The sequence below is a fragment of the Paenibacillus sp. GCM10027626 genome (assembly GCF_042676285.1).
Lineage (GTDB): Bacteria > Bacillota > Bacilli > Paenibacillales > Paenibacillaceae > Paenibacillus_Z.
This window is the reverse complement of sequence record NZ_JBHTHC010000031.1, coordinates 61,880-70,637: the sequence shown is the minus strand read 5'-3', so window position 1 is coordinate 70,637 and position 8,758 is coordinate 61,880. Positions and strand designations below refer to the sequence as shown.

The 8,758-nt window shown below is 45.0% G+C and carries 8 protein-coding genes and 2 pseudogenes; 1 reads left to right on the top strand and 9 read right to left on the bottom strand.

Features of this window, described 5'->3' with window-relative positions; all coding sequences use genetic code 11:
• Positions 1-119: 119 nt before the first annotated feature.
• The 4 genes from ACFQ0N_RS34870 to ACFQ0N_RS34855 form a co-directional block, all read right to left on the bottom strand.
• Positions 120-686: a serine hydrolase domain-containing protein gene (locus ACFQ0N_RS34870; RefSeq protein WP_379334730.1), complete on the bottom strand. Its 567-nt coding sequence runs from the start codon at positions 684-686 to the stop codon at positions 120-122.
• 230 nt (positions 687-916) lie between these two features.
• Positions 917-1,456, bottom strand: coding sequence for a hypothetical protein (locus ACFQ0N_RS34865; protein WP_379334729.1), 540 nt, complete (start codon positions 1,454-1,456; stop codon positions 917-919).
• A 41-nt stretch (positions 1,457-1,497) separates the two neighbouring features.
• Complete coding sequence (locus ACFQ0N_RS34860; protein ID WP_379334728.1) at positions 1,498-2,430, bottom strand: GNAT family N-acetyltransferase; 933 nt, start codon at positions 2,428-2,430, stop codon at positions 1,498-1,500.
• Positions 2,431-2,823: 393 nt separating this feature from the next.
• Complete coding sequence (locus ACFQ0N_RS34855; protein WP_379334733.1) at positions 2,824-2,982, bottom strand: hypothetical protein; 159 nt, start codon at positions 2,980-2,982, stop codon at positions 2,824-2,826.
• Between the two features lie 49 nt (positions 2,983-3,031).
• On the opposite strand from ACFQ0N_RS34855, the pseudogene ACFQ0N_RS34850 reads away from it, so the two are divergent.
• A pseudogene (locus tag ACFQ0N_RS34850) lies at positions 3,032-3,530 on the top strand (SDR family NAD(P)-dependent oxidoreductase); the annotation flags it as partial.
• Between the two features lie 367 nt (positions 3,531-3,897).
• On the opposite strand, the gene ACFQ0N_RS34845 reads toward ACFQ0N_RS34850, so the two are convergent.
• The 5 genes and pseudogenes from ACFQ0N_RS34845 to ACFQ0N_RS34825 form a co-directional block, all read right to left on the bottom strand.
• The gene (locus ACFQ0N_RS34845; RefSeq protein WP_379334727.1) at positions 3,898-4,110 is read right to left on the bottom strand and encodes a phosphotransferase-like protein; all 213 of its coding nucleotides are present in this window, start codon (positions 4,108-4,110) and stop codon (positions 3,898-3,900) included.
• 125 nt (positions 4,111-4,235) lie between these two features.
• Entirely contained in the window at positions 4,236-5,105 is an 870-nt protein-coding gene (locus tag ACFQ0N_RS34840) for a GNAT family N-acetyltransferase (RefSeq protein ID WP_379334726.1), read from the bottom strand.
• A 42-nt stretch (positions 5,106-5,147) separates the two neighbouring features.
• Positions 5,148-5,480 (bottom strand): annotated as a pseudogene (locus ACFQ0N_RS34835) (LD-carboxypeptidase); the annotation flags it as partial.
• A gap of 527 nt (positions 5,481-6,007) precedes the next feature.
• Positions 6,008-7,498: a right-handed parallel beta-helix repeat-containing protein gene (locus ACFQ0N_RS34830; protein WP_379334725.1), complete on the bottom strand. Its 1,491-nt coding sequence runs from the start codon at positions 7,496-7,498 to the stop codon at positions 6,008-6,010.
• Complete coding sequence (locus ACFQ0N_RS34825; RefSeq protein ID WP_379334724.1) at positions 7,499-8,716, bottom strand: hypothetical protein; 1,218 nt, start codon at positions 8,714-8,716, stop codon at positions 7,499-7,501.
• Positions 8,717-8,758: the final 42 nt, after the last annotated feature.

Sequence of the window (8,758 nt, the reverse complement as noted above, 5' to 3'; positions counted from 1 at the left end):
TTACATAATTTAACCAAATGGAAGGACTACCTTTAAGGGCTGTTCGACCTTTTGGATTTCACCGAAAAAACCCATTTTCTGAATATTCACTTTTGTGTATACCGAGATTTTATGCAACGCTAGTGATTCAAAGGAAGAAATATGTGGTTTCGAATATAATCTTCATATTTCTCTCCCGAAACATGTTCAATCATCCATGCAAGCAAATTATAGTTTGAGTTATTGTAATCATATGCCGTGCCCGGTGGCTTTGTAGGCTTTTTATTGATATACTCCCGGAAAAAATCGTTTCGCGAATAATCCATTCTGTTGTATCCGGCAAAAAAATCATTTTCAAAATTATGAAAATTATATAGACCAGAGGTATGCGATAGTAAGTGATGTACAGTGATCGACTCGTCAATCTTCATCTCGGCAGGGAGGTATAGTTGTGCAGATTGATCTATGTACAGCATTTTCTTCTCATATAGGAGCATAATCGCAAAGGCAGTAAACTGTTTTGACATGGAAGCGATTGAGAAGCGCGAATTTATTTCATTTTTAATTCCAAACTCGATACTTGCATATCCATATGCGTTTTCGAAAAGCACTTCGCCTTTTTTGGTGACTTGAATAGCGCCGTAAAAGTCCCACAATTCCAGATATTCGTTAATATACGCTTCCAGTTTCAATCGCATTGCTTGCATTAGATCTCACTCCTCACGTATATAGCTGACGTCCTTGTTAGTTCAATAAAAAATGACAATGCTTCTGAACATACGCAGCAGTTTCTTTATGGGATGTCGTCTTCGTCAAAACAGCATCTCCTTTACGAGTTCCATCATAATAACACGAACAGGTGCCGCGGCGCATAATTGTCAACCTTCTTTGCTCAATCCGAAACTGCTCTGGCGTGGCAACTCAACTATCGTCTTTTTTAGTTAAGTAACCATCGGCTCAATGGCTTATCATCCCAAACCTGTACTTCGATATACCTCTCGGGTCCGTTATTCCCAAAAGAATTCCATTCCTGAGGCAATCCGAATTCATTAATGATTTCATTAACTTCATCTAACGTATAAACTTGACCTCGATATTTTTTTCCATCCTGGTATCTCATCGTTGGAAACAAATCTCCATAAGTAAAGCTGATGGAACAAGGGTCGAAATCTTTTATTGGTATACAAAGTTGCTTACCCTTTTCAAACCATTCCAAGAGCCATGGACATTCTCCAACAGTCATATAATGAGGATAATTGCGTACAGGTTTTCCACCCTTCAATATAAACAATTCCCTTGCGGTTTCTTCGAGACTTCGTCGAATTGCAAGATAATCTGCGGATCTTTTGCTGGCAAATCCTTTCTTATTGACCCGAATATCGTTAAGGACTCTCTCCGCTTCTTCTGGTTCTAAATCGGATAAATTTCGAAAAGGTCCTGTTAAGTCATCGAAGTAATGGTAAAGAAAATTTAGCATACAATCTCCCCCGAAAACAGCATTCTGTCATTTTGTTTCCGTCACAGTAAAACATCATGCTCATATATTTTGCTGGGGCGTCCCCACTCAAAATTACTAAGTCCAATCTCACGGAAACCATACTTCTCGTAATATCGAATATGGTCCGTAGTTAAGTAGACCTTTTTATACCCCAATTGGCCTGCCGTTTTCCTTGCATGTTGTAAAAGCATCGCTCCTAGAGCCCGCCCTCTCTCGCTCTTATCGATGAACAATGGTGCAATCCAGGGTGATAAATCTTTTCGAACTAGGTTTTCCTGTTCAATCAATTGATAAAAGCCGACAATCCGGTCGTTCTTTAACATCAAGAAGGTCAATGGCAAAGCGTTTGCTGTTGCTAAACTTTCTTCCAATTGGGTGAGCGTGGTGCTCTTCACGGCGGGCCAAGCTTCAGAAATGTATGCTATGAATGCATCTCGACGTTCAGGGCATTCCTTAATGGATTGGATCTCCGGATATGGATGCGTGAACGTATTTGTTGTAGTAAAGGCCTTATAAATTTTCATTTCTATGCCATTAAAGATATAACCGTTAGTTAAGTGGACCCACCCAAACTTTTCGTAATAGCCGTCCAAATCTGTGCTGAGGTAAAGGTTGTCATATCCCATTCTCCGGGTTTCGTGAAGTGCGTGTTGCAGTAGTTTGGCGCCAATATTTTGTCCCCTGCATTCAGGTACGACATACAAACAAGCAAGCCACGGAAAGATGTCTTGGCGACTGATCAAGTCATTCCTTAGTAACGCATATGTACCAATGATCGAATTATTTTGTATGGCAATATAAAAACGTGGCACGTCGCTCCCTGTTTTCATTGAATGAAGTATACAGTCGTAATAAAACTTATAATTCTTATCGGTTCCCCATTGGCTCCAAAACATGAGGACAACGCTTTCAAAAAGTTCGACTTCATCTCTAAGTTCGTATACTTGGAACACTGTATCCCTCCATTCTGACTATCCTTCAAGAATACGTTATTGTCTAAAGCAATAAAAGAGGAAAGTTCATTATAAAGAATATCTACCTTGGTTATCCACCGCGTACATTTACTGTATGGAAATACAATCTTGGAAGGAAAAGAGAATCAATGAGTCCAGAAATTCAAATCAAGGGTAGAATTGGACATTCTTCATAATTTTCTAAAAATAAAATGAATCCTGTTTCTTTGATTTTCAATTTCGTTTTTCTCCTTTGTGTTCACCGCGCTGTCTCTAACGTCAAGTTAAAGGGCTATCCTGGTGGGACGGCCCTTTCTATGAACATGCCTACGTTAAACGAACTTTAACAACAGGAACCCATAACTCAACTTCTTTTTCTTCTGTCATCAACTGTTATTCTCTACCTACCTTGATTTCAGGACCTACTTGTATCATTGGACCCTCAACTTGCTCATATCCCGAGGAAGGAAACCATTCTCCATAAATTCGATGCCACTTTTCCTTCTCCCAGAGAACCTTCACTTCAAATACTACCCAAGTCATAGCTGGCACAATTAATTGTGAAAGATTTTCTGGACAGGGTTCTGTTGACGCAACTGCTGTCCAGCATTTCGGTACAGTTGATCTGCTGGTTAATAACTCCAGTATTACCACACATATATACCAATGGATGATTTGGAGTTAGGATGAAGTATGGGATAAGTTATTCGACGTGAATTTGAAAGGCATGTTTTACTGCGCGCGAGCTGTCACCCCCTTCATGAGGAAAAATCAAAAAGGCGCGATCGTCAATCTTGGCAGCATTGCAGGACAAACAGGGCTAGGTTCCTCCCTTCCCTACGCCGTGTCCGAAGCAGCTGTCCATGGGCTCATGAAATCGTTAGCACGCTCTCTGGCTCCCGAGATAAGAGTGAACTGCATCGTTCCCGGAGCTGTTGCTACTAGATGGTGGGAGGGAAGCGCAAATGAGCCGTCTCGCTCCCCATCTTCCTTTGCAACGCATATCGACCGCCGAAGATATAGCTGCCATGATCTGCGCAGCTTTGGAACAGGAAGCAATGACCGGTCAGATCATAACAGTGGATAGCGGTCAAACCTTAGAAGTCTACGCTCAAGAAACTGCCATTACTTGTGACACGGTTCAGCTTAACGGTCACAACGGTGAAAAAATCCGCCGCGGCGCATAACCACCAACCTAGTCCTAGGCTATGGTCTTGTTTTCTTAATATGCCCAGAAGGCCGTCAATTACTTCGACGGCCTAGTTGTCGGTGATTCAGCTATCGTTTCTGTTAATGTAAAAAAGACTGTAGGACAATTTTTAGCAGCTCAAACCTTGTAGCATTTATGATTGTTCTGCTACTTTAGTTGTAGGCTGACTACAACTTTGCCATCAATAATTACGCTCAATACTTCAGGCTTGCCAAACAACTCTTTTAGAATCGAATCTGCGCATTCTTCCGGAGTATTTAAGTGTGTGTTGACAGTACAATGTATGGTATATCTTTTGCCATAATTTTGTGTTGCCAATCTGATTGACCTTCGCTTCTATCTCCGCGTTCAATATTTCTTTGGCGGCAAATTTCCAATGGGCAAAACACTTCAACAATATATATCGGATATCCAGTAAAGATTTTCTTCACTTTTTCAAAATGAGGTTTAATCTCAGGCCTTTCTACCATAATGCCTCAATAAGTACATTTTTACCGTGATCTGAAAATAGTCTGGCAGCATGATACATCATAAATAATAGCATCACTTAAATACTTCCAATAATCTTCACGAAGATAACATTCGCCTCAAACTTCTAACCAAAGATCTGAGCAGATATGCTATATAACGTATTCTCTCTCTCTGGTAAGCTGTTGGAGTTTTTTATCATTACAGGGGGCTGGCTCACCTTTCTAAATCCGACCCTTTCCAGGTATTGCATAAAGGTTTCCTGCCCGTCAGGCACGTCAATCCTCAACTTTCCTTGGTGCTCATTGGCAAGCTCATGCAAGATACGATAGGCCACATCATAATTAGTACTTATAATGGGCCCGAGAATTAAATTGACTGGTCCTTCAATACTGAATCCGTAACCCAGACACGTTCCGTTCTTTTGTCTGGCAACTACACTTTTTTTTGCTTGCCGCAATCGTGATTTAAGGAATACGCTTCTATCTGCTCCGAATGCCTTTTGATCCAACTCTCGAATTTGCTCTAAGTGAGTCTCTGTGAATGGACGTATCTCGTACTCCATATCTTCATTTTCACGGTCTAAGGGCACATACTTATCGCAGAGAAATTTATGAACGTAGGTAACAGTATGAAATCCTAATTTTTCGTAAAGTGGAACTCCTTCTTCAGTAGCGATAAGCATAATCGTAACATGATCCGCTACGGATTGAATACACGACGTTGTTAAATCACTGCCTAATCCAAGCCCCCTATAGTTATGATTAACGATTACCATTCCAATAGACGCCAACTTTTGATTATACGGAATAATCGCTGCACTGGATATAATTTTACCTTGTTCGTCTTTATGCCCATAGACTGTTCCTACAGACATGGCTGTACTAATTTCTCTTTCATCGTAATCCCATCCAACAGATGCAGAAAGTTGAATAAGTCCATGAATGTCTTCCTCATTTAATGCACCCATCCAAAAGTACGTTTGTCGTTGCTTCATAAAACTCACTTCCTTCGTTGCTTCTATTCCGCCACGGAGTCATTAGGATTTAAAAATTTGCTTTACGGAGCCTTTGCCACCTCCTACTTCAATCTCAGCATATGCCCCGTTAATGAAAGTGACTTGTGGCGGAACATGCCCGCAATCTATATCGTAGATTATTGGAACCTGTAGTTCCTCATATAGCTCTTGGTAAATATCCTCCGCCGTATAATTCTCGACAGGCTGATTGGCATCGCTTCTTCCGAATAGAAGGCCCGGACAGTTATTAAACCAGCCTGCCAATTTCATCTGAACCAACGATCAGCGTAAATCAGCAGTCGATAGCTCACAATTCCCTAAATACCATAAAATGGGTTCATTATTTATATTTTTGAAATGACATTAAATATATTTCCGTCGGGATCTCTGAACGTAAAATGCAATTGACCGTTCGATGTCTTAAGCTGAGCAAGATGAATACCTCATAATAGGTCTCTTCGGATTCCTTCGGACCGTCTCGATCACTTTAACAATGGCATCCTGCGTTAGATCCTCAGCAGCCCAGCGGTTGCCTGTTATCTGTATGCTGTACTTGAACAATATCTCTTTCCAGTCCATCCCTATTGATTCGATTACAGATTTCAGTTTCCCTTTTTTCCGTTTCTAACTTATTGAGCATCAGTTGTTTCGGGGGAAATCTTGCCGTCACTAATGGTATGGTCCAGCTTAACGGTCATAACGAACGAAAAAACGCCGCGGTGCATAACCACCAACCTAGTCCCAGGCTACGATCTTGCTTTCTTTATATGCCCAGAAGGCCGTCGATTACTTCGACGGCCTAGTTGTCGGTGATTCAACTATACTTCAGGCTTGCCACTTTTGTGTTCCAATCTGATTGCCCATCGCTTCTATCTTCGCGTTTACTCGACGCGAATATAATTCACATTCACCGTGCCGCTTGCAGTAATCGGATCAAACCGGAGCTGCCGGATCGTTCCGGTCCAGGAGGCATTTGCTGAGAAATCGAACGTATACTCCTTGTAATCGTTGTCATTCGTACTGATGGTTTGCAAAAGACTTTTAGCTGGTGTCCAGGTTGTATCAGCGTTGGTGGTGAAAAATATCTGGGACTGATTGGATGATGAATTGTTTTTCATTCTAATCGTTACCGTTTTGTAGGCGGACGCATCGATATTCAGATTGGGAGCCGAATAGATATACGGATCGTTTCCGGTGGAAGTCAACGTATTTACGCCTCCCGACACGGCCTGGGATACCTGATTGCCGTTTGTCCATCCTTCCGTGTTGCCGTTTGTGTTGAAGCTCCAATCGTAGGCGATAAAGCGGTAGGCGACCGCCGGCGACCAACTTGTTTCATCATAGCTTTCGTCCCCATTCGAACCGCTGCTGAGCTCAAAGCGAATCTCGTCGCCTGCCGATACCTGGACAAGGTCGATGCTGGTGTCGACGCCTGTCTGGTCCGCCGGTCCAATATGGTATGCCCCCGACGCTGGCCAAAGCTGAGTTACGACCCCGCCGGACACCTTATTGATGCGGACGGTAACGCCGTCACCTCCGCCGGTGTCCCATTTGAGCGCCCTGCCGCGAATGCTCACCGTCCCGGAAACCGGTGCCACCCATACTCTCGCGACGTCGCAGGAGGCGCAATTTCCGGGATGCATGGAGAATTGCTTGACGCGCTGCAGCCAAGGATAAGCGGCATGATGGGACCACCAGTTGTTCTCGGCGTCATAGATCAGATCGGTCCAGGTGCCGTTAAGATTATATTGGTACTTCCATTGATTCCCGCCTTGCGTGCCCGAGAAATCATTGGCGGCATAATAGCCCGCTTGTCTTAGTTTGACATTGTTGGCAAACCCAAATGGGCCGCTGATGCCGATGTTGCTGGAGAAAAACGGTTGTCCGGGCTCATAGCTCAGGTTGTTGCTGAACGTGCCCGTTGGTGATACTGGAGTCGTCCCGCCGGAAAGCCAGTATACCGACCCTTTCCCGTTTTGCGAAAACAGGTTGCCTTCGAACACCGTATTGATGCTGCGATCATCTGGATCGCCCCCGTGGATATTCAAAATTTCCAGACCGGGTCCAGCATTGCCGGCAATATAGTTATTGCGCACGGTCACGTTTTCCGTGGAAAACTCCTGATCGATCGCTGTCTGGTCGGGACTGCCCGTTTCCGGTACGTGCACCAGCATATTGTTGACAAAGGTCACATCCTTGACGCGCTGAAGAATGACGGCTGCCGTTCCGGAATACGTGTAGCAGGCCGCTTCGTTGCTCAAGATCGAATCGAGTATCGTAACATTTGAGACGCTGGACAAACGCAGGGAGTCGCTGCACCCCAGAATCGCATTCTGATAGGCTGCTCCTGCATGCCCATCATCGTCGTGCAACTAAAGATTTTTCATGACGATATTCTGGAACAGCTTGCTCCCGTGCGAGCCGGGCGTAAGCGAGTCCATTCCATTCCACGGATCGATGGAAATGCTGTCTACATTGCGCGTTCCCTCAATATTGGTGAAGGTGAGGTTGCGCGCCGCGTATTGCGTATCGTCATAGGCGATGGCAATATGGACCGCGTCAATGAAGGAGGTGTAATCGCCCGATGTCGCGCCCGCGAAACGGATCGTATGATTGCCGGCCGTTGTTTGGAAGCCGTCTGTCGCGTACGGGGCGAAGCTCCCCGTGGCGGGGGTAAAGCTGCCGATCAGCGTATTGTCCACATACACGTTGAAGGTTTGCTCGCCTCCGGCATTTATCCGATTGGCAGCATGAAATTTAATGGAGTAGAATCCGTCATACGGAAAGTTCACCGTCTGGCTAACCGATCCGGGTCCTTGCAAGAACAAGGTTTGATCCCCTTGAGGCGCATCGGGAGCTCCCCATGAACTGCCGTTGTGTTGAACGCCGGCATTGCCGCTGAACGTCCATCCGTTTGTAAAAGGTCCATAGACAAATGTGCTGGTTGCCGGAGCCTCAAAACCGCCGTTGGCAACCGGAATATTTGCAGCCGTCACCAGTATTCCAGATGACATAAAGACGGAATCCCGTGCCGCAATCGGGTCGAAAGGAACGGTGTCATTTAGCGGCCCCGGGTACGGGATCGTATGTCCAGCCCAGACCCCCCGGATATTGTGTACGTAAATCTGATCGAAATGCAGATCTTCATTAGACAAGGTGCTGTACAACACATATATTCCGACACCGGCGTTTGAAACCTCCAGATTGCGAATGTTCCAATGGGATGGATTGATAAAGCTGATCATCCGCTCGGCATTGGAATCGTTGCCGACAATCCGCGGGCGGGGATTGGCGGGTGGCCCGTAATCGGCAAGCGTCAAACGGTTTGCTGCGGTGCCGCTGCTCTTGAAGCTCATGTGCTGGCCTATCCACGTCGAGCCTCTGTTTAACAGCACCTGATCCCCCGGAAGTAAGGTCAGTGAGTTGACTTTCGTCAGACTGCACCAGGGAGCGGACGGGGAGGTGCCCGGATTGCTGTCGCTGCAGCCTGTGCTGCTGATGTAATAAGTGGCGGCATAGGCTGCGGAAGCCGCCGCCATCATCAGAAACAATGCGAACGTTGAAGAGAGGACGATTTTTTTCATGGACATGTCTGACAACCTCTTTTCGCACAAGTTGGAAAAAGCCAGTTT